General features: G+C 70.5%; 18 protein-coding genes and 2 tRNA genes. 16 read left to right on the top strand and 4 right to left on the bottom strand.

Annotation, left to right across the window (positions count from 1 at the left end; all coding sequences use genetic code 11):
• Window positions 1–71: 71 nt before the first annotated feature.
• On the top strand, window positions 72–266 hold the full coding sequence (locus ACFYYR_RS02355) for a hypothetical protein (RefSeq protein ID WP_388845980.1): 195 nt from the start codon (window positions 72–74) through the stop codon (window positions 264–266).
• A gap of 296 nt (window positions 267–562) precedes the next feature.
• On the opposite strand, the gene ACFYYR_RS02350 is transcribed toward ACFYYR_RS02355, so the two are convergent.
• Both ACFYYR_RS02350 and ACFYYR_RS02345 read right to left on the bottom strand, forming a co-directional pair.
• Window positions 563–928, bottom strand: coding sequence for an ArsC/Spx/MgsR family protein (locus tag ACFYYR_RS02350; protein ID WP_388845978.1), 366 nt, complete (start codon window positions 926–928; stop codon window positions 563–565).
• Between the two features lie 192 nt (window positions 929–1,120).
• Window positions 1,121–1,194 (bottom strand) — tRNA-Gly (locus ACFYYR_RS02345).
• 137 nt (window positions 1,195–1,331) lie between these two features.
• Between ACFYYR_RS02345 and ACFYYR_RS02340 the strand changes: the two genes are divergently transcribed.
• From ACFYYR_RS02340 to clpX, 5 genes are all read left to right on the top strand, one after another.
• A tRNA-Pro gene (locus ACFYYR_RS02340) sits at window positions 1,332–1,408 on the top strand.
• Between the two features lie 145 nt (window positions 1,409–1,553).
• A complete protein-coding gene (gene tig, locus ACFYYR_RS02335; RefSeq protein WP_388845976.1) occupies window positions 1,554–2,954 on the top strand; it encodes a trigger factor in 1,401 nt (466 codons plus the stop codon).
• Window positions 2,955–3,247: 293 nt separating this feature from the next.
• Window positions 3,248–3,853, top strand: coding sequence for an ATP-dependent Clp protease proteolytic subunit (locus tag ACFYYR_RS02330; protein WP_351512119.1), 606 nt, complete (start codon window positions 3,248–3,250; stop codon window positions 3,851–3,853).
• Window positions 3,854–3,918: 65 nt separating this feature from the next.
• Window positions 3,919–4,575, top strand: a complete 657-nt coding sequence (locus ACFYYR_RS02325; RefSeq protein WP_351512117.1) for an ATP-dependent Clp protease proteolytic subunit — start codon at window positions 3,919–3,921, stop codon at window positions 4,573–4,575.
• A 156-nt stretch (window positions 4,576–4,731) separates the two neighbouring features.
• Window positions 4,732–6,021 carry an ATP-dependent Clp protease ATP-binding subunit ClpX gene (gene clpX, locus ACFYYR_RS02320; protein WP_351512077.1) on the top strand — a complete coding sequence of 430 codons (1,290 nt, stop codon included), beginning with the start codon at window positions 4,732–4,734 and terminating at the stop codon, window positions 6,019–6,021.
• Between the two features lie 79 nt (window positions 6,022–6,100).
• Here the strand turns inward: clpX and ACFYYR_RS02315 are convergent, their stop codons facing one another.
• Window positions 6,101–6,964, bottom strand: coding sequence for a hypothetical protein (locus ACFYYR_RS02315; RefSeq protein WP_388845973.1), 864 nt, complete (start codon window positions 6,962–6,964; stop codon window positions 6,101–6,103).
• 19 nt (window positions 6,965–6,983) lie between these two features.
• Window positions 6,984–7,886: a hypothetical protein gene (locus tag ACFYYR_RS02310; RefSeq protein ID WP_388845971.1), complete on the bottom strand. Its 903-nt coding sequence runs from the start codon at window positions 7,884–7,886 to the stop codon at window positions 6,984–6,986.
• A gap of 118 nt (window positions 7,887–8,004) precedes the next feature.
• Between ACFYYR_RS02310 and ACFYYR_RS02305 the strand changes: the two genes are divergently transcribed.
• The 10 genes from ACFYYR_RS02305 (at window position 8,005) to ACFYYR_RS02260 (ending at window position 21,724) form a co-directional block, all read left to right on the top strand.
• Complete coding sequence (locus ACFYYR_RS02305) at window positions 8,005–10,638, top strand: valine--tRNA ligase (protein WP_388845969.1); 2,634 nt, start codon at window positions 8,005–8,007, stop codon at window positions 10,636–10,638.
• A gap of 135 nt (window positions 10,639–10,773) precedes the next feature.
• Window positions 10,774–12,288 carry a bifunctional folylpolyglutamate synthase/dihydrofolate synthase gene (locus tag ACFYYR_RS02300; RefSeq protein ID WP_388845966.1) on the top strand — a complete coding sequence of 505 codons (1,515 nt, stop codon included), beginning with the start codon at window positions 10,774–10,776 and terminating at the stop codon, window positions 12,286–12,288.
• A 1-nt stretch (window position 12,289) separates the two neighbouring features.
• Window positions 12,290–12,646: a DUF4233 domain-containing protein gene (locus ACFYYR_RS02295; protein WP_388845963.1), complete on the top strand. Its 357-nt coding sequence runs from the start codon at window positions 12,290–12,292 to the stop codon at window positions 12,644–12,646.
• A gap of 122 nt (window positions 12,647–12,768) precedes the next feature.
• On the top strand, window positions 12,769–13,182 hold the full coding sequence (ndk, locus tag ACFYYR_RS02290) for a nucleoside-diphosphate kinase (RefSeq protein WP_388845961.1): 414 nt from the start codon (window positions 12,769–12,771) through the stop codon (window positions 13,180–13,182).
• 282 nt (window positions 13,183–13,464) lie between these two features.
• Entirely contained in the window at window positions 13,465–14,484 is a 1,020-nt protein-coding gene (locus ACFYYR_RS02285; RefSeq protein WP_351512064.1) for a rod shape-determining protein, read from the top strand.
• 185 nt (window positions 14,485–14,669) lie between these two features.
• Window positions 14,670–15,785 (top strand): rod shape-determining protein MreC, encoded by a 1,116-nt coding sequence (gene mreC, locus ACFYYR_RS02280; protein ID WP_388845958.1) that lies wholly within the window; start codon window positions 14,670–14,672, stop codon window positions 15,783–15,785.
• 6 nt (window positions 15,786–15,791) lie between these two features.
• Complete coding sequence (gene mreD / locus ACFYYR_RS02275; protein ID WP_351512061.1) at window positions 15,792–16,499, top strand: rod shape-determining protein MreD; 708 nt, start codon at window positions 15,792–15,794, stop codon at window positions 16,497–16,499.
• A gap of 82 nt (window positions 16,500–16,581) precedes the next feature.
• Window positions 16,582–18,759, top strand: a complete 2,178-nt coding sequence (gene mrdA / locus ACFYYR_RS02270) for a penicillin-binding protein 2 (protein ID WP_388845955.1) — start codon at window positions 16,582–16,584, stop codon at window positions 18,757–18,759.
• Entirely contained in the window at window positions 18,759–19,958 is a 1,200-nt protein-coding gene (gene rodA, locus ACFYYR_RS02265) for a rod shape-determining protein RodA (RefSeq protein WP_388845952.1), read from the top strand. Before mrdA ends, rodA begins: the two co-directional genes overlap by 1 nt.
• A gap of 77 nt (window positions 19,959–20,035) precedes the next feature.
• Window positions 20,036–21,724: a CHAD domain-containing protein gene (locus ACFYYR_RS02260; protein WP_388845949.1), complete on the top strand. Its 1,689-nt coding sequence runs from the start codon at window positions 20,036–20,038 to the stop codon at window positions 21,722–21,724.
• Window positions 21,725–21,771 lie beyond the last annotated feature (47 nt).

The raw sequence follows: 21,771 nt of genomic DNA, 5'->3' as shown, positions 1-21,771 counted from the left end.
TCGGGGGTGTGCGGGGCATGCTCCCCGGGCCGGTGAGACGTTCGAAACCGAGACCGAGGGTGTGATCCGTTGTGGCCATTTCGCTGTCCGTAGTGGTGCTGTTGGCCATCGTGCTGGTGGTCATGATCCGCTCGGGATCGATCAAGCCGGGGCCGGCCATCGTCGCGGCCCTGTTCGGCTTCTTCCTTGCTTCGACCGATATGGCCCCGTCGATCAACCGCTTCATGCACTCGATATCCGACATGATCAGCCAGATCAGCTTCTGAGGCGGCCCGCCTGCGGCGCTCCGGCTGCCGCAGGCTCCTCCGTTCCTCCGCCCGGTCCCTGCGGCCGGCGCGGCTCACCTGCGCGCACCGTGGGGCTCGTGGCTCCCGTTGGGTGACGGCCGTCATGCGGGCGCGGTCGCGGGCTGCCGTACGGGCTGCCGCGCCGCTGTCACGCCCGGTCGTCCCCCGTTTAGGGCCCCCGCTGTTCCCGGTGCCGCGCCCGGGCCGCGGGACATCCCGCGGCCCGGGCGCGACACCGGCCGGTTTCAGCCAGGGCTCGGCCCGGGGTCCGTCGGTCAGGCCCGGCGGGTCAGCGCGTCCCGCACCGCGTCCTCGCTGCGGGCGACCGACGCCGTGCCGTCGTCCGCCGTGATGATCGGCCGCTGGATCAGCCGCGGGTGCGCCGCGAGCGCCCCGATCCACCGCTCGCGCTCCGCCGGCTCCCGGGGCCAGGCCTTGAGGCCGAGCTCCTCGGCCTCCGCCTCCCGCGTCCGCGCGATGTCCCAGGGCTCCAGCCCCAGCCGGTCCAGGACGGCCCGCAGCTCGTCCGCGTCCGGCGGGTCCTCCAGGTAGCGGCGCACAGTGTACTCGGCGCCCTCCTCGTCGAGGAGCTGCACAGCGGACCGGCACTTCGAGCACGCGGGATTCACCCAGATCTCCATGCCGGGCACCTTAGCCGTGCCCCGGGCCCGGTTCCGTCCAGTGCCCCGGCGTCCCCGCCCGCCCCGAGCGGGCCCGCCCGCACGGTGCCGCGACCCGGGTCGCGGAGGCGGATTCCCCGGGAGCGGCGGGGCCCGGAAAACACCTCCGGCCCGGTGCCGCGAGCGGATCGCGGTACCGGGCCGGAGGCCTGCTGGAGCGGGCGACGGGAATCGAACCCGCGTAGCCAGTTTGGAAGACTGGGGCTCTACCATTGAGCTACGCCCGCATGCGCCGCCGACGGTGAGGACCGCGGCACGCAGAGCATCGTAGCGGGTCCCGGCGGTCTCCCGCACACCTCACCCCACCCGCATCAATGCGGCAGCCGGACCGCGTCCGGCCATGTACCCTACGTGTCGCAACCAGCGGGGTGTGGCGCAGCTTGGTAGCGCGTCCGCTTTGGGAGCGGAAGGCCGTCGGTTCGAATCCGGCCACCCCGACCAGCAAGATCACATTGTGGGGCTCAACCGCCTTGCGGTTACTATGCAAGCTGCGTGCTCGTGTGTCTCTGTACCGGGCGCGATCCGCTGAATCAGCCCGCTGAATCTCAGCAAAACCCCAGAAGTCAGCCCCCAAGGAGACCCAACCGTGAAGAGCGCCGTGGAGAACCTGAACCCGACCCGGGTTCGGCTCACTGTCGAGGTGCCCTTCGAGGAGCTCAAGCCCAGCCTCGACGCGGCGTACAAGAAGATCAACCAGCAGGTCACGGTGGCGGGCTTCCGCAAGGGCAAGATCCCGGCCCGCGTCATCGACCAGCGGTTCGGCCGCGGTGCCGTGCTGGAGGAGGCCGTCAACGACGCGCTCCCGAAGTTCTACACCGAGGCCGTCAACGAGGGTGACCTGAACCCGCTGGGTCAGCCCGAGGTCGACATCACCGAGCTGAAGGACGGCGAGCTGCTGGCCTTCACCGCCGAGGTCGACGTGCGTCCCTCCATCGAGATCCCGGACTACTCCGGCATCGAGGTCGAGGTCGACGCCGTTGAGGTCTCCGACGAGGACGTCGAGAAGTCCGTCGAGCAGCTCCGTGAGCGCTTCGCCTCCACCACCCCGGTGGAGCGCGCCGCCGCCGAGGGCGACGTCCTGACGATCGACCTCGAGGCCAAGGTCGACGGCGAGGTCCTGGAGGACGGCGTCGCCAGCGGTGTCAGCTACACCGTCGGCTCCGGCGAGCTCCTCGACGGCATCGACGAGGCCGTGACCGGCCTCGAGGCCGGTGGCTCCGCCACCTTCACCTCCGAGCTCAAGGGCGGCTCCGCCGAGGGCAAGGAGGCCGAGGTCAAGGTCGACGTCACCGCCGTCCAGTCCCGTGAGCTCCCCGAGCTCGACGACGAGTTCGCGCAGCTCGCGAGCGAGTTCGACACCCTGGACGAGCTCAAGGCGGACAGCCGCAAGCGCCTCGAGCAGATGAAGAAGTACGACCAGGCCACCCAGGCGCAGGAGAAGGTGCTCGACGAGCTCCTCGCCCTGGCCGAGGTGCCGATCCCCGAGAAGCTCCTCGAGGACGAGATCCGGACCCGCAAGCACAACCTGGAGAACCACCAGCTCCAGCAGATGGGCCTGGACCTGGACAGCTACCTCAAGATCCAGAACAAGTCCGCCGAGGAGTTCGACGCCGAGCTCCGCGAGCAGGCCGAGAAGGGCATCAAGACCCAGTTCATCCTGGACGAGCTGGTCAACAAGGAGCAGCTGTCGGTCGGCCAGGAGGAGCTCACCGAGCACCTCATGCGCCGTGCGCAGTCCTCCGGCATGAGCCCCGACCAGTTCGCGCAGGCCGTCGTCGAGGGCGGCCAGGTGCCGATGCTCGTCGGCGAGGTCGCCCGCGGCAAGGCCCTCGCGGTCGTCGTGGAGGCCGCCACGGTCAAGGACACCAACGGCGAGACCGTCGACCTGGACGAGGAGGACGAGACCGCCGAGACGGTCGAGGCGTCCTCGGACGAGGCCGCGGAGGGCGAGAAGGCCGCCGAGGCCGACGAGAAGCCCGAGGCCTGAGCCTCGCCGCTGCAGTAGCCCGTTCGGTGGGCCCGGACGTCCGTGAGGGCGTCCGGGCCCACCGGCGTTCCCCGGCCCCGCGCGGCGCTCGGTGAGCCTGCGCTCACAGCGAACAGTTCTGAATGCGGGATGGCGTTGTCCGACCTGCGCGTTAGGGTCCGTAGATACGAGGGCAGGGGAGTCCCCGGGAGACGCCGGAGAGCGTCGGTACCCGCCGACCCCCCGCCCCAGAAGAAGACGCTGAGACGGCCCGTTGCCGTCAGAGACGAGCAGGTGGATACGTGACGAATCTGATGCCTTCCGCCGCCGGCGAGCCGTCCATCGGTGGTGGCCTCGGCGACCAGGTCTACAACCGGCTGCTCAACGAGCGCATCATCTTCCTCGGCCAGCCGGTCGACGACGACATCGCCAACAAGATCACCGCGCAGCTGCTCCTCCTTGCCGCTGACCCGGACAAGGACATCTACCTCTACATCAACAGCCCGGGTGGCTCGATCTCGGCCGGCATGGCGATCTACGACACCATGCAGTACATCAAGAACGACGTGGTCACCATCGCCATGGGCCTCGCCGCCTCGATGGGCCAGTTCCTGCTGAGCGCCGGCACCCCCGGCAAGCGCTTCGCGCTGCCGAACGCCGAGATCCTGATCCACCAGCCCTCCGCGGGCCTGGCGGGCTCCGCCTCGGACATCAAGATCCACGCCGAGCGGCTGCTGCACACCAAGAAGCGGATGGCGGAGCTCACCGCCTTCCACACCGGCCAGACCGTCGAGCAGATCACCCGCGACTCCGACCGGGACCGCTGGTTCTCCGCCGACGAGGCCAAGGACTACGGCCTGGTCGACGAGGTCATGACCTCTGCCGTAGGCGTTCCGGGCGGGGGCGGCACCGGGGCCTGAGCCCCCGCGTCACCCCGCAGCCGACACCCCAGCCCATGATCGCCACCAGGATGGTGAAGAACCCGATGAACAACTTCCCCGGCAGCGGCCTGTACGAGGGCCCGAACGCAGAGTCCCGCTATGTCGTTCCGCGCTTCGTGGAGCGCACCTCCCAGGGCGTGCGCGAGTACGACCCGTACGCCAAGCTCTTCGAGGAGCGGGTGATCTTCCTCGGCGTCCAGATCGACGACGCCTCGGCCAACGACGTCATGGCGCAGCTGCTGTGCCTGGAGTCGATGGACCCGGACCGGGACATCTCCATCTACATCAACTCGCCGGGTGGCTCGTTCACCGCGCTGACGGCGATCTACGACACGATGCAGTTCGTGAAGCCCGACATCCAGACGGTCTGCATGGGCCAGGCGGCGTCCGCCGCCGCCGTGCTGCTCGCCGCCGGCACCCCCGGCAAGCGGATGGCGCTGCCGAACGCCCGTATCCTGATCCACCAGCCGTACAGCGAGACCGGCCGTGGCCAGGTCTCCGACCTGGAGATCGCGGCCAACGAGATCCTGCGGATGCGCTCGCAGCTGGAGGAGATGCTGGCCAAGCACTCCACCACGCCGATCGAGAAGATCCGTGACGACATCGAGCGCGACAAGATCCTCACGGCCGAGGAGTCGCTCGAGTACGGTCTGGTGGACCAGATCGTGTCCACCCGCAAGACCTCTGTCGGGATGGGCTGACACCTCCGGTCAGGTACGACGGCCCCCTTGGGCCGGTCACGGACAAGTGAACCGGCCCAAGGGGGGCCCGCGCGGGGGGCCCGGCAAGGTACCGTCGTTAGGCAAGCACCCGGGTCTGCGCAACGCTGCAGATCCCAGGCGAAGGGGAAGCACCTCGTGGCACGCATCGGTGACGGCGGCGACCTGCTCAAGTGCTCGTTCTGCGGAAAGAGCCAGAAGCAGGTGAAGAAGCTCATCGCGGGGCCTGGCGTGTACATCTGCGACGAGTGCATCGACCTCTGCAACGAGATCATCGAGGAGGAGCTCGCCGAGACCTCCGAGGTGCGGTGGGAGGAGCTCCCCAAGCCGCGCGAGATCTACGAGTTCCTCGAGGGCTACGTCGTCGGCCAGGAGGCCGCCAAGAAGGCGCTGTCCGTCGCCGTCTACAACCACTACAAGCGGGTGCAGGCGGACGAGAACGGCCAGGGCGGCCGGGACGACGGCATCGAGCTGGCGAAGTCCAACATCCTCCTGCTGGGGCCGACGGGTTCCGGCAAGACCCTGCTCGCGCAGACCCTCGCGCGCATGCTCAACGTCCCGTTCGCCATTGCCGATGCCACCGCGCTCACCGAGGCGGGATACGTCGGCGAGGACGTCGAGAACATCCTGCTGAAGCTGATTCAGGCCGCCGACTACGACGTCAAGAAGGCCGAGACCGGCATCATCTACATCGACGAGATCGACAAGGTCGCCCGCAAGAGCGAGAACCCGTCGATCACCCGCGATGTGTCCGGCGAGGGCGTCCAGCAGGCCCTGTTGAAGATCCTGGAGGGCACCACCGCCTCCGTGCCGCCGCAGGGCGGACGCAAGCACCCGCACCAGGAGTTCATCCAGATCGACACGACGAACGTCCTGTTCATCGTGGGCGGCGCCTTCGCCGGCCTGGAGAAGATCATCGAGTCCCGGGCGGGCGCCAAGGGCATCGGCTTCGGCGCGACCATCCGCTCCAAGCGCGACGTCGACTCCTCGGACTTCTTCCGTGAGGTCATGCCCGAGGACCTGGTGAAGTTCGGGATGATCCCGGAGTTCATCGGCCGTCTCCCGGTCATCACCTCGGTGCACAACCTCGACCGCGAGGCGCTGCTGCAGATCCTGGTCGAGCCGCGCAACGCGCTCGTCAAGCAGTACCAGCGGCTCTTCGAACTGGACGGCGTGGAGCTGGACTTCGACCGGCCGGCCCTGGAGGCCATCGCCGACCAGGCGATCCTCCGCGGCACCGGAGCGCGCGGCCTGCGCGCCATCATGGAGGAAGTCCTCCAGTCGGTGATGTACGAGGTGCCGTCGCGCAAGGACGTCGCCCGGGTGGTCATCACCGAGGAGGTCGTCCACTCCAACGTGAACCCGACGCTGGTACCGCGCGAGCCGCGGGGCATCGGCAAGGACGAGCGCCACGAGAAGAGCGCCTGACCCGCGACGCAGACGAAGACACAAGCGAAGGGGCGCCCGGCCAACGGCCGGGCGCCCCTTCGTTGTTCGGGTGCTGTGGCTACTTCTTGACGCGGACCTCGTTGCGGAGCTTCGCGGTGGTCTCCGCCCACTCCTCGATCGACGGCGCTTTGAGCGTACTGGGGTCCGTGGCGCCCTTCTTCGGTGTCCAGACCGCCATGGCGACCGTACTCTCGTCACCCCAGATGCAGAACGGCTGCGAGAACACGCCGAAGTCGTTCTCGCCGCACTTCATCACCGAGCCGTCGAAGCCGGACGGCTTCTGCTCCGTGGCTTCGGCGCCCTTGAACGCGCTCTTCAGCATGGTGTCGACAGCCGCCTCGGGGTCGGTGACATCCCCGTAGCCGCCACCGAACGCCAAACCGCCGGACTCGCCCTTGTACGTGCCGCTGACGGACGTGCCGTCATTGATGCCCTTGCCATCGCCGGTCTTCCCGTTACTGATCGGCGGCTGGCTGGTGTCCTTGGTGTAGCTGCCGCCCAGCACCGAATCCGGCGCCGTCAGCTTGTAGTCGCCGCCACCGCCGCCACCACCGAGCAGGGCCATCGCGCCGACGGCTATCACGGCCACCCCCGCGATGCCCGCGATGATGCCGATCAGCTTGCCCTTGCCGCCGCCACCGGGCGGGGGCGGCGGGAGGTAACCGGACTGCGGCTGCTGGCCGTACGGGCCGGGCTGGCCCTGGGCCGGGTAGCCGTAGCCCTGCTGCGGCGGAACGCCCTGCGGGGGCTGCTGCGGATAGCCGTATCCCGGCTGACCCTGCGGGGCCTGCGGGTAGCCGTACCCGGGCTGGCCCTGCGGCGGCTGCGGCGGCTGGCCGTACGGGCCCGGCTGCGGCGGCTGCTGGCCGTACGGGCCCTGCGGCGGCTGACCGCCGTACGGGCCGGGCTGGTTGTGACTCATCAGGTACCTCTCGGTGGTCCTACTGCTCGAGTTCGACGCGGGTGTCGTCGCGCACGTCGGAGGTCGTCTTCGCCGCGGCCTCCAGGTCGGCCTTGCCGGTGATGGCCGCCAGCGGGTCGAAGAGCACGTTGCTGCCGACCGTGCTGGAGTCGCCCCAGATGCACACCGGCAGCTCGGAGGTCTTGCCGCTCTGTGCCTTGGTCACCTTGAACTTCTGGCACTTCATGACCGCGCTGCCCAGCCCGCCGGGGTCGGCGGTCTCGGGGCTGCCGACGGGCTCGGCGTTGGCCTTCTCCTGAACGGTCTTGGTCAGCACGACGAACATCGCGTCGACGACCTGCTCCGGATTCTGGATCTTGCCCCACACGCCGCTGAACAGGAGCGCCTTCTTGCTGGCGCTCTGGTACTCGGCCTGCACCAGGTGGGGGTCGCTCACCCCCGGAAGCTCCTTGTACTGCTTCTTGTCGGACGCCCCCAGGCTGGAGTCGTCCTTGCCGGGGCCCTGGCGCTTGAACTCGCCCGCCACGGTCTCCGGTGTGGTCAGCTTGTGCGGGCCGTCGTCCCCGCCCATGAGGGCGTAGATACCGACGCCGACCGCGGCCAGCGCCACGACCGCGCCCACGATCAGGCCCGTCTTCTTCTTGCTGCCGCCGCCCTGCGGGGGCTGGGGCATCTGACCCTGGACGGGCTGCTGCCCGTAGGGCGGCTGCTGGCCGTACGGGCCCGGCTGCTGCGGCTGGCCGCCGTACGGGCCGCCCTGTCCCTGTCCCGGGTGGCCGTAGCCCTGCTGCTGCGGCGGAACGCCCTGCGGGGCCTGCGGGTAGCCGTAGCCGGGCTGGCCGGCCGCTCCGCCCTGGGCGTACGGGTTCGGCCCGCCTGCGCCGTACGGACCCGGCTGCGGCTGCGGCTGGTGGTAGCTCATGGCATCCCCTCTATGAACATGTCACGTACGCCACATCCTTCCGGACGACTTACGGCCGCCTTACCCCGGGGCGGCAACGGGTTAGTAACAGGCCTTGGGGGGCCCGTAGACTTCAGCCGTGACCGAGAACACCCTGCGCCCCCACGACGGGGCCCACAGCGAGCCCAGTGATCTGCCGACCCAGTACGCACCGGCCGACGTAGAGGGGCAGCTGTACGAGCGCTGGGTGGAGCGGGGCTACTTCGAGGCGGACGCGAAGAGCGACAAAGAGCCGTACACGATCGTCATCCCGCCGCCGAACGTCACCGGTTCCCTCCACCTGGGCCATGCCTTCGAGCACACGCTGATCGACGCCCTCACCCGCCGGAAGCGGATGCAGGGGTACGAGGTCCTCTGGCAGCCCGGCATGGACCACGCGGGCATCGCCACCCAGAACGTCGTGGAGCGCGAGCTCGCCAAGGAGGGCAAGTCCCGCCACGACCTGGGCCGTGAGGCGTTCGTCGAGCGCGTCTGGAAGTGGAAGGCCGAGTCCGGCGGCCAGATCTCCGGCCAGATGAAGCGCCTCGGCGACGGCGTCGCCTGGTCCCGCGAGCGCTTCACCATGGACGAGGGCCTCTCGCAGGCCGTCCAGACCATCTTCAAGCGGCTCTACGACGACGGGCTGATCTACCGCGCCGAGCGCATCATCAACTGGTGCCCGCGCTGCCTCACCGCCATCTCGGACATCGAGGTGGAGTACCAGGACGACGACGGCGAGCTCGTCTCGATCCGGTACGGCTCCGGTGATTCGGAGATCGTCGTGGCGACCACCCGCGCCGAGACGATGCTCGGTGACACCGCCGTCGCGGTCCACCCGGAGGACGAGCGGTACCGGCACCTCGTCGGCACCGAGATCGAGCTGCCGCTCACCGGCCGCCGCATCCCGGTCGTCGCGGACGAGCACGTCGACCCGGAGTTCGGCACCGGCGCCGTCAAGGTGACGCCCGCCCACGACCCGAACGACTTCGAGATCGGCCGCCGGCACGACCTGCCCAACCTCGCCGTCCTCGACGAGCGCGGGGTCATCACCGCCCACGGCCCGTTCCAGGGGCTGGACCGCTTCGAGGCCCGGTCGGCGATCGTCGCCGCGCTGCGCGCCGACGGCCGCATCGTGGCCGAGAAGCGCCCCTACACCCACTCCGTCGGGCACTGCTCGCGCTGCAAGACCACCATCGAGCCGCGGCTGTCCATGCAGTGGTGGGTCAGGACCGGCCCGCTGGCGCAGGCCGCCGGCGACGCCGTCCGCGACGGCCGGGTCGCCATCCACCCCAAGGAGATGGAGTCCCGCTACTTCGGCTGGGTCGACAACCTGCACGACTGGTGCATCTCGCGTCAGCTGTGGTGGGGCCACCGGATTCCGGTCTGGTACGGCCCGGACGGCGAGGTCGTCTGCGTCGGACCGGACGAGGAGCCGCCGAGCGGCGAGGGCTGGACGCAGGACAGCGATGTGCTGGACACCTGGTTCTCCTCCGGCCTGTGGCCGTTCTCCACGCTCGGCTGGCCGGAGCGGACGGAGAGCCTGGAGAAGTTCTATCCGAACTCCGTCCTGGTCACCGGCTACGACATCCTCTTCTTCTGGGTCGCCCGGATGATGATGTTCGGCCTGTACGCGATGGACGGCACCCCGCCGTTCCACACCATCGCCCTGCACGGCATGGTCCGCGACCAGTTCGGCAAGAAGATGTCCAAGTCCTTCGGCAACGCGGTCAACCCGCTGGACTGGATGGACTCCTACGGCTCGGACGCGGTCCGCTTCACCCTGGCCCGCGGCGCCAACCCCGGGGTCGACGTGCCGATCGGCGAGGACTGGGTCCAGGCGTCCCGGAACTTCGCCAACAAGATCTGGAACGCCACCCGCTTCGCGCTGATGAACGGCGCCACCGTCGAGGGCGAGCTGCCGTCGGCCGAGCGGCTCCGGCCCGAGGACCGCTGGATCCTGTCCCGGCTGAACACCGTGGTCAGCGAGGTGAACGGGTACTACGAGGACTACCAGTTCGCCAAGCTCAGCGACACCCTGTTCCACTTCGCCTGGGACGAGGTCTTCGACTGGTACGTCGAGCTGTCCAAGACCACCTTCGCCAAGGGCGGTCCGGAGGCCGAGGCCTCCCGCCGGGTCCTCGGGGAGGTGCTGGACGTCACGCTGCGGCTGCTGCACCCGGTGGTCCCGTTCGTCACCGAGCAGCTGTGGACCACGCTCACCGGCCAGGAGTCGCTGGTCATCGCCGACTGGCCGACCGACAGCGGCTTCCGCGACCGGGACGCCGAGCGGGAGATCGAGACCGTCCAGCAGGTGGTCACCGAGGTCCGGCGGTTCCGCGCCGACCAGGGTCTCCAGCCCGGCCAGAAGGTCCCGGCCCGGCTGGACCTGACCGGCACGGCGCTCGCCGCCCACGAGGACGCGATCCGTCAGCTGCTGCGCCTCCAGCCGGAGGGCGAGGGCTTCACCGCCACCGCCACCCTCCCGGTCGCCGGTGCCACGGTCGCCCTCGACCTCTCCGGCGCGATCGATGTGGCGGCCGAGCGCAAGCGGCTCGCCAAGGACCTGGCGGCGGCCCAGAAGGAGCTGGCGCAGACCACGGCGAAACTCGGGAACGAGGCGTTCCTCGGCAAGGCCCCGGACAACGTCGTGGAGAAGATCCGCAAGCGCCGGGAGACCGCCGAGGCGGACATCGAGCGGATCTCCGCCCAGCTGGACGGGCTTCCGCAGGGCTGAGACCGGGCTGAGACCGGGCCGTCCCGGCAGTCGGGAGCAGTGGCCGCGGGCCCCTGGGCGGAGTGACCGCCCCGGGGCCCGCGCGCATGTCCGGGGGCGGCGAAGCCGCCCACCGGGGCTCCGTAGACTGGGGGCGTGAGTGAGCGCCCCCAGCACGACGACGCCGACGCCCCCGACTCCTTCGACGAGATCGTCGACGCGGAGACCGACCGCGATCCCGACCTGGCGGTGATCGAGGCCGGCAGCCGTACCCTGCGCACCCAGGCCGGGCCGCCGCAGGGGGACGGCATCCCGGCCCGCCCGACGGACCCGGAGACCGACCGGCAGCTGCGGGAGGTGGAGAACGAGCTGGCCGGCCGCTGGCCGGAGACCAAGCTCGACCCGTCGCTGGTGCGCGTCGAGGCGCTGATGGACGTCCTCGGCGAGCCGCAGCGGGCCTACCCCTCGATCCACATCACCGGCACCAACGGCAAGACCAGCACGGCCCGCATGATCGAGGCCCTGCTGACCGCCTTCGAGCTGCGCACCGGCCGCTACACCAGCCCGCACGTGCAGTCGGTGACCGAGCGGATCAGCCTGGACGGCGCCCCGATCGACGCCGAGCGGTTCATCGAGACGTACCGGGACATCCAGCCGTACGTCGAGATGGTCGACGCCGCGCAGGAGCACCGGCTGTCCTTCTTCGAGGTGCTCACCGGCATGGCCTACGCGGCGTTCGCGGACGCCCCGGTGGACGTGGCGGTCGTCGAGGTCGGCATGGGCGGCACCTGGGACGCCACCAATGTGATCGACGGCCAGGTGGCCGTGGTGACCCCGATCGGGCTCGACCACACCGACCGGCTGGGCACCACCCCGGGCGAGATCGCCGGGGAGAAGGCGGGCATCGTCAAGCAGGACGCCACCGTCGTCCTGGCCCAGCAGCCGGTGGACGCGGCCCAGGTGATGCTCAAGCGCGCGGTGGAGGTGGACGCCACCGTCGCCCGGGAGGGCATGGAGTTCGGCGTCACCACCCGGGAGGTCGCGGTCGGCGGGCAGCTGCTGACCCTGCGCGGCCTCGGCGGCGAGTACCCGGACATCTTCCTGCCGCTGCACGGCGCCCACATGGCACACAACGCCGCGGTGGCGCTGGCCGCGGTCGAGGCGTTCTTCGGCATCGGCTCGCAGCACGCCCGGACGCTCGACCCGGAGACGGTCCGCTCCGCCTTCGCCTCGGTGGTCTCCCCGGGCCGCCTGGAGGTCGTCCGGAAGAGCCCGCCGGTCATCCTGGACGCCGCGCACAACCCGCCGGGCGCGCGCGCCGCTTCGGAGGCCGTCACCGAGGCGTTCGGTTTCAGCCGGCTCATCGGAGTGATCGGCATGAGCGGCGACAAGGACGTGAAGGGTTTCCTGGAGGCCTTCGAACCGATCCTCGCCGAGGTCGTCATCACCCGGAACTCCAGCCACCGGGGCATGGACGTGGACGAGCTCGCGGCGCTCGCGGTCGAGGTGTTCGGCCAGGAGCGGGTGCAGGTCGAGCCGCGGCTCGACGACGCCCTGGAGGCCGCGGTCACGCTGGCCGAGGAGGAGAGCGAATTCTCCGGCGCGGGCGTGCTGGTGACCGGTTCGGTGATCACGGTCGGCGAGGCCCGGCTGCTGCTCGGAAAGGGATGAGATGCGGACCCTCTGCGCCTCCACGCTGATCGGCGAGTTCTTCGTGATCGGCTTCGCCGGTCTGGTCGCCATGCAGATGACGGACCTGTCGCCCGCCACCGTCTGGACGGTCAGCGGTGTCGCCATGCTGCTCTGTGTGCTGCTGTGCGGCATGCTGTCCCGGCCCGGGGCGGTGCCGGTCGGCTGGGCGCTGCAGATCGGTCTGATCGCGGCCGGATTCGTCGTCCCGGCGATGTTCTTCCTCGGCGCATGCTTTGCTGCACTGTGGTGGACCTCGGTCCACTTCGGCCGGAAGATCGACGAGGCGAAGGCCCGGTTCGCCGCCCAGGCGGCGGAAGCGGGGGAGGGCGTCGCGTGACGGGCCGGCCGATCACCCATGTAGCCTCTTCGCATCCGCACATTTGTTGCGGGGGCCCGGGCCGCGCGGCGTCGGCCGCATCTGTCACCGCGCCCGGAGAACACAGCTAAGGAGTCCGCACCGTGAGCCAGCGTACGCTCGTCCTTCTCAAGCCCGATGCCGTACGACGCGGTCTGATCGGCGAGGTCATCGGCCGGATCGAGCGGAAGGCCGGCTGGACGATCAGTGCGCTGGAGCTGCGTGACCTGGACCGCGGGGTGCTGGAGCAGCACTACGGCGAGCACGTCGGCAAGCCGTTCTACGAGCCGCTGATGGAGTTCATGTCCTCCGGCCCGGTCGTGGTGATGGTCGTCGAGGGCGAGCGTGTCATCGAGGGTGTCCGGACCCTGGCGGGGCCGACCGACCCGATTGCCGCGGCACCCGGCAGTATCCGGGGTGATTTCGGCACCATTGTCCGGGAGAATCTGATCCATGCCTCGGACTCCGAGGAGTCCGCAGAGCGTGAGATGAAGATTTTCTTCCCCGGTGTCGCCTGACGGCCCGTTAGCCGTAATCCGCTTGTGACCTGGGGCGATCGATTTTATTCGGTCGCCCCTTGGCATATGCGAGATGATTGAGGGAACCTGTCACTCCGACACGACGTCACCAATACGGGGGTAGGCGCGCGTTCCGCTGACAATGGCGGAGTAACCCTAGCGGCGCGTTCCCGCGAGCGTGACTACGATGTAAACCTCCACGCCCACAGCGCCCGCCCTGCCGACCTACAAGTCATTATCGTTCCAGCTGGGAAGGCCAGACGTATCCTCATGGGGAACAATATGTCGTTCATCGGCCGTGACATGGCTGTCGACCTCGGGACCGCCAACACGCTGGTGTACGTCAGGGGTCGCGGGATCGTCCTCAACGAGCCATCCGTCGTCGCCATCAACACCAATACGGGCGGCATCCTGGCGGTCGGTGCCGAAGCAAAGAAGATGATCGGCCGCACCCCCGGCAACATCGTCGCCGTACGGCCGCTCAAGGACGGCGTCATCGCCGACTTCGAGATCACCGAGCGGATGCTCCGCTATTTCATCCTGAAGATCCACAAGCGTCGCTATCTCGCGCGCCCCCGCGTCGTGGTCTGTGTGCCGTCCGGCATCACGGGTGTCGAGCGCCGTGCCGTCATCGAGGCGTCCACCCAGGCGGGTGCCCGCCAGGTGCACATCATCGAGGAGCCGATGGCCGCCGCGATCGGCTCGGGCCTCCCGGTCCACGAGGCCACCGGCAACATGGTGGTGGACATCGGCGGCGGTACCACCGAGGTCGCGGTCATCTCCCTCGGCGGCATCGTGACGGCCCAGTCCATCCGGGTCGCCGGTGACGAGCTGGACAACGCGATCATCCAGCACATCAAGAAGGAGTACAGCCTCCTCCTCGGTGAGCGCACCGCCGAGAACATCAAGATGACCATCGGCTCCGCCTTCGATCTGGAGGAGGACGAGCACACCGAGATCCGCGGCCGCGACCTGGTCAGCGGTCTGCCGAAGACGGTCGTCATCTCCGCCAGCGAGGTCCGCAAGGCCATGGAGGAGCCGGTCAACTCGATCGTCGACGCGGTCAAGACGACGCTCGACAAGTGCCCGCCGGAGCTCTCCGGCGACGTGATGGACCGGGGCATCGTGCTCACCGGCGGCGGCGCGCTGCTGCGCGGCCTCGACGAGCGGCTGCGCCGGGAGACGGGGATGCCGATCCACATCGCCGAGGACCCGCTGGACTCGGTCGCGCTCGGCTCCGGCAAGTGTGTCGAGGAGTTCGAGGCGCTGCAGCAGGTCCTGGACGCTCAGCCGCGCAGATGACGTTGGGACGGATGCCGCCGCGCGGGTGACCGACGCCCGCGCGGCGGCCCGTTCCCCGGCGGCGGATCGTCTCCACAACAGAACAACGGCATTCGACCCACCGCCTGTTCGCTTTCAGGTATGACACTCCCGACCGGCCGGGCCCGCAGCCGACCGGTCCCACGAGGAAGGCACGGCCGCCGCACGTGAGGGACACACGAGAGAGCCGGTTGCTCCTGGTGCTGCTGATCGCCATCGCGTTCGCACTGATCACGGTGGACATCCGCGGCGGGGAGGACTCGCCGCTCGACAGCGCCCGGCAGGCCGCCGCGTCGGCCTTCGGGCCCGTGGAGAACGGCGTGGCCTCGGCGGTGAACCCCATCGGCAACGCCATCGGCGCCGTCCGCGACTCGGGTGAGCGGCACGACCGGATCAGCAGACTCGAACACGAGAACGCCGCGCTCAAGGCCAAGCTGGGCAGCGACGTCCGCACCCGGGGCCGGGCCGCGGAACTCGACAAGATGCTGAAGACGGCGGGCGCCGGCCGCTACGGCATCAAGGGCGCGGAGGTCATCGCCATAGGAGCGGCCCAGGGCTTCTCCTGGACCGTCACCATCGACGCCGGCCGCAAGGACGGCCTCGTCCGCGACATGACCGTGCTCAACGGCGACGGGCTGGTCGGCCGGATCACCACGGTCGGCCCGTCCACCGCGACCGTGCTGCTCGCCAACGACCCCGACTTCACCGTCGGCACCCGGATGGAGAACTCCGCCGAGCTGGGCTTCGCCACCGGGCAGGGCGACCGCCCGCTCCAGGTGCAGCTGCTCAACGGCAAGGCCCGGGTGGAGAAGGGGGACCGGCTGGTCACCTTCGGCTCGCGTGCCGACAAGCCGTTCGTCCCCGGGGTGCCGGTCGGCGAGGTCGTCCGCGTCGACCCCGCGAACGGCGGTCTGACCCGGACCCTCCAGGTCCGCCCGTACGTCGGATTCACCAAGCTCGACATCGTCGGGGTCGTCGTCCAGCCGCCGCGCAAGGACCCGCGGGACGCGGTGCTGCCGCCGGCGGTGAAGCCGAAGCCGACGCCCACGGTGACCGTCACGGCCACGCCGTCGGCCGACGGGTCCGAGGGCCCGTCCGAGGAAGGCAGCGAGCCGGCCGACGGGGGCACCCGCGGGGAGGACACCCGCGGTGACACCGGCGGGGACGCCGACGCCGCGGAGGAGCCGGACGGGCCGGCCGACGGCGACTCACCCCCCGAAGAGGGGGCGAGTCCCGCCGCCTACCTCCGGACACCGGCCGCCGCGAGCCCCACCAGGAGCTGACCCCCCATGCGTCTCAACCGGATCCTGCTCTCGACCACGCTGGTGGTCGTCGCGCTCGTCGTCCAGGTGAGCATCCTCGCCCGGCTCCAACTGCCGGGCGCGGTCCCCGACCTGATGCTGCTCGTCGTCCTCGCGCTCGCCCTCGTCTACGGCCACGTGGGCGGTGCTCTCGTCGGCTTCGGCGCGGGCCTGCTGTCGGACCTCGCGCCCCCGGCCGACCACGCGGTGGGCCGCTACGCGCTCGTCCTGGCGGTCGTCGGCTACCTGGCCGGCCTGGCGAAGCCCGAGACCGGACGGCTCCGCTCGGCGGTCGGCCCGCTGCTGGTCGTCGTGGGCGCGGCCGTCGGCACCACCCTGATGTACGCGGGGGTGGGCGCCCTCGTCGGTGACACCGCGGCCCGTCAGGTCGGTCTCGTCGGACTGGTCCTCACCGCCACCGTCTACGACCTGCTGCTCGCGCCCTTCGTGGTGCCGGGCGTCATGGCCCTGGCCCGGCGCGCGGACAACGACCCGATGGCCGAGTCCTCCAGCGGCACCGGCGGGGCCGACAACGCCCTCCGCGGCTTCGCGACCACCGGCAGTCTGCTGAAGCCCCGCAAGGGCGGCGGCCGCACCAGCTCCCCCGGCCGGCTCCGCGGCGGGCGGCGCGGCGGTCTGCTCGGCGGGTCCTCCCGGAGCGGCGCGGGACGCCTGAAGGGGGTCAAGCGGCTATGAACCGGGCCGGAGCCGCCCGCCGGACCTCCGCCGTCCGCCCGCCCGTCACCCCCCGCCACCGTCAAGGGAAGCGCTTCGCGCTATGACCAACATCCCCGCCACCGGACGTACTCCCCGGGTCACGATCCGCCTGGTCGCCCTGCAGATCCTGGTGTTCTCGCTGCTGCTCACCCTGGGCGGCCGGCTCTGGTACCTCCAGATCCGCAACGGTGACGAGTACGCCCACGAGGCCGCCAGCAACCACGTCCAGCAGGTCGTGCAGCCCGCGACCCGCGGCGCCATCCTGGACGCCCGCGGCGTGCCGCTGGCCGACAACGAGACGCGGCTCGTCGTCTCCGCGAGCCGCACCGATCTGCTGAAGATGGACGACGACGGCAAGGCCGTCCTCGACCGGCTCGCCGGAGTCCTGGGGATGAAGCCGGAGGAGGTGCGGGAGAAGGTCCGGCTCTGCGACGCCAAGACCCCGCAGCCCTGCTGGAACGGCTCGCCGTACCAGCCCATCCCGGTCACCGACGAGGCCACCACCCAGCAGGCGCTGCAGATCCGGGAGCGGGCCGAGGACTTCCCCGGCATCACCGCCGAGCCCACCGCCGTCCGCCGCTACCCCGCACCGGCCAAGTCCCGGACCTCCCAGGTGCTCGGCTACCTCTCGCCCGTCACCGACGACGAGATCGCGGAGGCCAAGAACAGCCGCTCGCCGCTACTGCGCTCGGACCAGATCGGCCGCTCCGGCCTGGAGCGCAGCTACGACAAGTACCTGCGCGGCAAGGCCGGTGTCACCCGGTACGAGGTGGACAACCTGGGCCGGGTCATCGGGCAGGACCGCAGCGACAAGTCCGTCGCCGGGTCCAGCGTGGTGACCAGCATCGACTCCCGGGTGCAGGGCGTGGCGGAGAAGGAGCTGGACGGGGCCATGAAGGAGGCCCGGAAGCAGATGGACCGCAACACCAACCGCCACTACGAGGCGGACGCGGGCGCGGTCGTGGTGATGGAGGCCAAGACCGGCCGGGTTGTGGCGATGGCCTCCAACCCGGACTACGACCCCAACGCCTGGGTGGGCGGCATCTCCGGCAAGGACTACAGCCGGATGACCAGCAAGAAGTCGAACTACCCGCTGCTCAACCGGGCCATCCAGGGGCAGGCCGCCCCCGGGTCGATCTTCAAGGTGGTCTCCACCGCCGCCGCGGTGAACGCCGGGTACGACTTCAACGGCGGCTACAACTGCGGCAGCTCGTACAGCATCGGCGGACAGGTCTTCAAGAACTTCGAGTCGCAGAGCCACGGCGCGATCGGACTGGGCCGCGCCCTGGAGGTCTCCTGCGACACGGTCTTCTACGCCCTGGCCCACCAGCAGTGGAAGAAGGACGGCGGGCTCAAGCCGGACAAGAACTCCAAGGACTGGTTCTTCAAGACGGCCCACCAGTTCGGCCTCGGCAAGGAGACCGGGATCGACCTGCCGAACGAGGTCCGCGGACGCGTCCCCGACCGCCACTGGAAGAAGGCGTTCTGGAAGGCCAACAAGGACAGCTGGTGCAAGCAGGCCAAGGCGTGGCCGGGCAAGAAGGACTTCCAGACCCTGCTCGCCCGCGAGGGCTGCCTGGAGGGCATGAAGCTGCACGCCTATGACGCGGTGAACTACTCCATCGGACAGGGCGACACCCTCGTCACCCCCATCCAGATGGCGTCCATCTACTCCGCGATCAGCAACGGCGGCACGCTCTACAACCCCAGCGTGGGCAAGGCGGTCGTCAGCCCCGACGGCAAGCACGTCGACGAGATCGAGCCCACCGCGCACGGCAAGCTGCCGGTGACGAAGAAGACCATGAGCCAGATGGACGACGCCCTCGCCGGTGTCGCCACCCGCGGTACCGCCGCCTGGCGGTTCGGCGGCTGGCCGCAGGACGAGATCCCGATGCACGCCAAGACCGGTACGGCGGAGGTCTACGGCAAGCAGACCACGTCCTGGTTCGCGACCTACACCAAGGACTACTCGATCGTCATGACGATCTCGCAGGGTGGTACCGGCTCCGGCGCCTCCGGTCCCGCGGTGCGCAACATCTACAACGCGCTGTACGGGATCGACGCGAAGGGCGGCATCGACAAGAAGCGCGCCCTGCTCCCCGAGCCGCAGAAGAAGCTGCCGAAGATCGAGAAGGACGGTTCGATCGAGTCCCAGCCCGTCAAGCCGTACAAGCCGGAAGAGCCGAGCGACTCCGACACCATGGAGCAGGCGGCGGCCGTGGAGAGGCGGCGGGGCTGATGGCCGGATCGTCCAGCTTCTCCATCAGCCGGTACACCCCCGACCGGGGCACCTGGGGCAAGCTCACCGCACGCGACTCGCTGGTGCGCCGGGTCGACTGGATACTGCTCGGCTCGGCCCTGGCCCTGTCGGCCCTCGGCTCGCTGCTCGTCTGGTCGGCGACCCGCAACCGCACCGAGCTCAACCAGGGCGACCCGTACTACTTCCTGTTCCGGCACGTCCTGAACACCGGGATCGGGCTGGCCCTCATGATCGGCACGATCTGGCTCGGCCACCGCACCCTGCGCGGCGCGGTGCCCGTGCTGTACGGCCTCTCCATCCTGCTCACCGCCGCCGTCCTCACCCCGCTCGGCTCGACCATCAACGGCTCGCACGCGTGGATCCAGATCGGGGGCGGCTTCTCCCTCCAGCCCTCCGAGTTCGCCAAGATCACGATCATCCTCGGGATGGCGATGCTGCTGGCGACACGGGTGGACGCGGGCGACCGGGTGCACCCCGACCACCGCACCGTCGTCCAGGCCCTCGGGCTGGCCGCGCTGCCCGTCGGGATCATCATGCTGATGCCGGACCTCGGCTCGGTCATGGTGATCGTGATGATCGTCCTGGGCGTGCTGCTCGCCTCCGGCGCCTCCAACCGCTGGGTGCTCGGACTCATCGGCACCGGCGCGGCCGGAGCGATCGCCGTCTGGCAGTTCGGGCTGCTGGACGACTACCAGATCAACCGGTTCGCCGCGTTCGCCAACCCCGAACTCGACCCGGCCGGGGTCGGGTACAACACCAACCAGGCGCGGATCGCGATCGGCTCCGGCGGGCTCAGCGGCACCGGCCTGTTCAACGGTCACCAGACCACCGGCCAGTTCGTGCCCGAGCAGCAGACCGACTTCATCTTCACCGTCGCCGGTGAGGAGCTGGGCTTCCTCGGCGCCGGTCTGATCCTGGTGCTGCTGGGGGTCATCCTCTGGCGCGCCTGCCGCATCGCCCGCGAGACCACCGAGCTGTACGGCACGGTCGTCGCCGCCGGGATCACCGCCTGGTTCGCCTTCCAGGCGTTCGAGAACATCGGGATGACCCTCGGCATCATGCCGGTCGCCGGTCTGCCACTGCCGTTCGTCTCCTACGGAGGCACCTCCATGTTCGCCGTCTGGATCGCGGTCGGGCTGCTGGAGTCCATCAAGGTGCAGCGACGGGTGGCCGCCTGAGGCGGCGGGCACCCGGTCCGCGGCCCCGGGCGGCCGGAACACCGATCGAATCGGTGTGCCGCGGGTAGATACAGGTCATGGCCGACCAGGTACGGGAGATCGAGCGCAAGTACGAGACACCCGAGGCCGGCGGGCTGCCGGACCTCACGGGCGTCCCCGGGGTCGCGTCCGTGGCCGACCGGGGTGTCACCGGCCTGGACGCCGTCTACTACGACACCCCCGGTGAGCGGCTCGCCGCGGACGGCATCACGCTGCGCCGCCGCACCGGGGGCGACGACGAGGGCTGGCACCTCAAGCTGCCCGTCGCCCCCGACACCCGCGAGGAGATCCGCGCCCCGCTCTCCGAGGACGTGCCGCGGTACCTGGCGGCGCTCGTCCGCTCCCGGGTCCGCGACGCCCCGCTCGTCCCCGTCGTCCGGCTGCGCACCGACCGGGACCTGCGGCACCTCGTCGGCGCGGACGGCGCGGTGCTCGCCGAGGTGTGCGTCGACGCGGTCACCGCCGAACGGCTCGCCGGCGGGTCGGGCACCGCCCGGTGGACCGAGATCGAGGCGGAGCTGCGCGAGGGGACCGGCCCGGATGTCCTCGACACCGTCGAGCAGGTGCTCCTGGCGGCCGGGGCGCGCCGTGCGGCCGGTCCGTCCAAGCTGGCGCGGGCCCTCGCGGAGACCGCTCCGGGCGCCGCGGGGGAGGCCGACGGGGCCACCGGGGCCGGGGCGGGGCCGGCGGAGGCGGGGTCGGCCGACGGGGAGGACACGGCCCGCAGGAGCGGGAAGACGGAGACGGCAGAGAAGGCGGGGCAGGCGGAGAAGCCCAGCAAGAAGGGCAGGAAGGGCAAGAAGAAGCCGAAGCCCGGCCGGAGGACCGAGCCCCCCGAGCGGCCCACCGCCGGCGACCACCTGCTGCGCTATCTGCGCACCCAGGTCACCGCGATCGTCGAGCTGGACCCGGCCGTCCGCCGGGACCGGCCCGACTCCGTCCACCGGATGCGCGTCGCCACCCGCCGGCTGCGCAGCGCCTTCCGGTCGTTCCGCACCGTCCTCGACCGGGAGGTCACCGACCCCGTCGGTGACGAGCTGAAGTGGCTCGCGGCCGAACTCGGCGTCGACCGGGACCGCGAGGTGCTCACCGAACGCCTCCACGAGCGGCTGGCCGAACTGCCGCACACCCTGCTCGTCGGCCCCGTCCGCGGCCGGCTCCGCACCTGGTCGAACGCCCGGCGCAGCGGCTCGCGCCACCAGGTGATCGGCGTACTGGACAGCCGCCGCTATCTCGACCTGCTCACCACCCTCGACCGGCTCGTCGCCGACCCGCCGCTGCTGCCCGACGCCGGCCGCCCGCCGATGGAGGTGCTGCCCGGAGCCGTGCTGCGGGAGGCCCGGCGGCTCTCCCGCCGGATGGCGACGGCCCTGGACACCCCGGAGGGCCACGAGCGGGACGTGGCCATGCACGAGGCGCGCAAGGCCGCCAAGCGCACCCGCTACGCCGCGGAGACCGCCGAGCCGGCCATCGGGAAGCCGGCGAAACGGTTCGTCCGGCACATGAAGACCCTGCAGGACGTGCTGGGGGACCACCAGGACAGCGTCGTCGCCCGCGCCGCGCTCCGGGACCTCGCCCTCCAGGCCCAGGCCGCGGGGGAGAGCGCCTTCACCTTCGGGGTCCTCTACGGGCACGAGGAGATGCGGGCCGCCGCCCGCGAGCACGAACTGCCCCGGGCCTGGAAGGAAGCCTCGCGGAAGAAGGACCGGACGGCGCTGCGGGGGTGACGGGAGCGGGGGTGCCCGATCCCGTCCGCGGCGGCGGTGACCGGCCG

This window comes from Streptomyces sp. NPDC001922 (assembly GCF_042891165.1).
In the GTDB taxonomy this organism is placed as follows: domain Bacteria; phylum Actinomycetota; class Actinomycetes; order Streptomycetales; family Streptomycetaceae; genus Streptomyces.
This window is presented reverse-complemented; position numbering and strand designations above follow the sequence as displayed.

Coding starts and splice junctions, on each gene's coding strand:
- ACFYYR_RS02285 (WP_351512064.1), top strand. CDS start 13,465: ATGTCGTTCATCGGCCGTGACATGGCTGTCGACCTCGGGACCGCCAAC.
- ACFYYR_RS02350 (WP_388845978.1), bottom strand. CDS start 928: ATGGAGATCTGGGTGAATCCCGCGTGCTCGAAGTGCCGGTCCGCTGTG.
- ACFYYR_RS02310 (WP_388845971.1), bottom strand. CDS start 7,886: ATGAGCTACCACCAGCCGCAGCCGCAGCCGGGTCCGTACGGCGCAGGC.
- mrdA (WP_388845955.1), top strand. CDS start 16,582: ATGACCAACATCCCCGCCACCGGACGTACTCCCCGGGTCACGATCCGC.
- rodA (WP_388845952.1), top strand. CDS start 18,759: ATGGCCGGATCGTCCAGCTTCTCCATCAGCCGGTACACCCCCGACCGG.
- ACFYYR_RS02260 (WP_388845949.1), top strand. CDS start 20,036: ATGGCCGACCAGGTACGGGAGATCGAGCGCAAGTACGAGACACCCGAG.
- mreD (WP_351512061.1), top strand. CDS start 15,792: ATGCGTCTCAACCGGATCCTGCTCTCGACCACGCTGGTGGTCGTCGCG.
- ACFYYR_RS02315 (WP_388845973.1), bottom strand. CDS start 6,964: ATGAGTCACAACCAGCCCGGCCCGTACGGCGGTCAGCCGCCGCAGGGC.
- ACFYYR_RS02330 (WP_351512119.1), top strand. CDS start 3,248: ATGCCTTCCGCCGCCGGCGAGCCGTCCATCGGTGGTGGCCTCGGCGAC.
- ACFYYR_RS02325 (WP_351512117.1), top strand. CDS start 3,919: ATGAACAACTTCCCCGGCAGCGGCCTGTACGAGGGCCCGAACGCAGAG.
- ACFYYR_RS02295 (WP_388845963.1), top strand. CDS start 12,290: ATGCGGACCCTCTGCGCCTCCACGCTGATCGGCGAGTTCTTCGTGATC.